At 56.8% G+C, this 1448-nt stretch carries 1 protein-coding gene; it reads right to left on the bottom strand.

All coding sequences use genetic code 11. The features are described 5' to 3' along the window. Positions 1-273: 273 nt before the first annotated feature. Positions 274-1416, bottom strand: coding sequence for a hypothetical protein (locus CJP72_RS24330; RefSeq protein WP_162383815.1), 1143 nt, complete (start codon positions 1414-1416; stop codon positions 274-276). Positions 1417-1448: the final 32 nt, after the last annotated feature.

Raw genomic sequence — 1448 nt, 5'->3', positions numbered from 1 at the left:
TGAACGTGTAATTAAAAAATAGGTATTTGCGGCACTATTGCAACGTTTGATTTTCCCGAAAAATAGGGAATTGCAGCCACAAATTATTGTGCCAACTCCCGTATTGGTCCACAAAATATGCCAGGGAAATGTTCTGCGATAAAACGTTGCAACAGTGCCAACATGATCAGGTAGCATCAAGAAAACAGCAGATTACCTGACACTGCCTTAATGCGACACAACCGGCCCGAGGGGGCGCTTGCAAGACCACGCCGTCTTNNGCCGTCTTGCGGCCTAGGGTGCCAACACCTGTTCCTCCTCCGCCGTGATAACCTCCCCCAGCAGTTCGCGCACGTCACCCACGGTAAAGATGGTCCGGCCCTGGGCGTACTGCTCGGCCAACAGCTGGTTGCAACGGGTCAGCCGCTCGCTCGGTTTGGCCCACTGTTCGGGTGGCAATGGCTCACTCCAGGCTGCCTGCTCGGGATGGGCAGCGAAGTAGCGCTCGGCAAAGCGCTGCTGCAAACGGCTCTGGATATTGATGCGCAATATGCCAAAGCGAGTGCCGTTAAGTTCCCACCAGAGCCGGCGCAACGGGGAGAAGGCGCAGCGGGGTATCTTCCGCTCCCGGCAAAACTCCTCAATCATGCCGTCAAAGGTGACCGGGGCCGGCTCGTCGATGGCTTCGGGCCCCTCTTCCATATAGCGGCGGATCATCTCCCACTCGCCGGCTCCCACCTCCTTGCTAAGGGTGCCGACGTTCATGCCGGACCAGAAATAACCGGGCCGCTCGTCCGAGTTGATACCGAAAAACAGGCTCGCCATGGTCATGACACCGCTGACCGAAACGGCTGAGCCCTCTCCCACCATGGCGCACATATCTTCCCAGGGGAAAATCCGGACCTCGGTGCGTCTGGTGCGTTTGTCCCAGCGCGACAGCATCACCTCGCGGCGCTGGCGGTGAAAGCGAAAAGGCAACACCCGACGTAGCTGCTGCTGATGCTCCCACAACATTTTTATGGTTATGAATAAAGCAAAACCTGGCCCCATACCTAGTAATAGAACTGTACCAAGGAAGTTCATCCAACTAAATTCCATCACCCATTGGTTCGGGCCAATCCAGACCTCCTGATAATGTCCGGCCCAAACGCCGGCCCACCCCTGTCCGTCACTCAAACCAGAACCAGGCGGCCCCCAAAAAGCTGAAGCAAAGAGAAGTAATCCGAGCACCCAGAACGAATAGAGAATTTGGGTTTGAAAGAGGGAACCTCCAGCTCCCCCCAGCTCGATATAGTGGGAGTGCTTCCTGGTCAGCCAGTCGGTGCGGCGCACCGGCGGCACATTGGTCATCACCGGCAGGGGGCTGAATACGGTGCGGGCACCGAGGCGCTCCTGCCGGTGATGACCGGCAAAAAATGGCAATGCAGAGTGTTTCATGGGTCCTCGTTATCAGGTCAACAGGGGTTGCA

The sequence above is a fragment of the Citrobacter sp. NCU1 genome (genome assembly GCF_010231475.1).
Taxonomy (GTDB): domain Bacteria; phylum Pseudomonadota; class Gammaproteobacteria; order Enterobacterales; family Enterobacteriaceae; genus Citrobacter_D.
The sequence above is the reverse complement of the archived record's forward strand: the minus strand, read 5'-3'. Positions and strand labels throughout refer to the sequence as shown.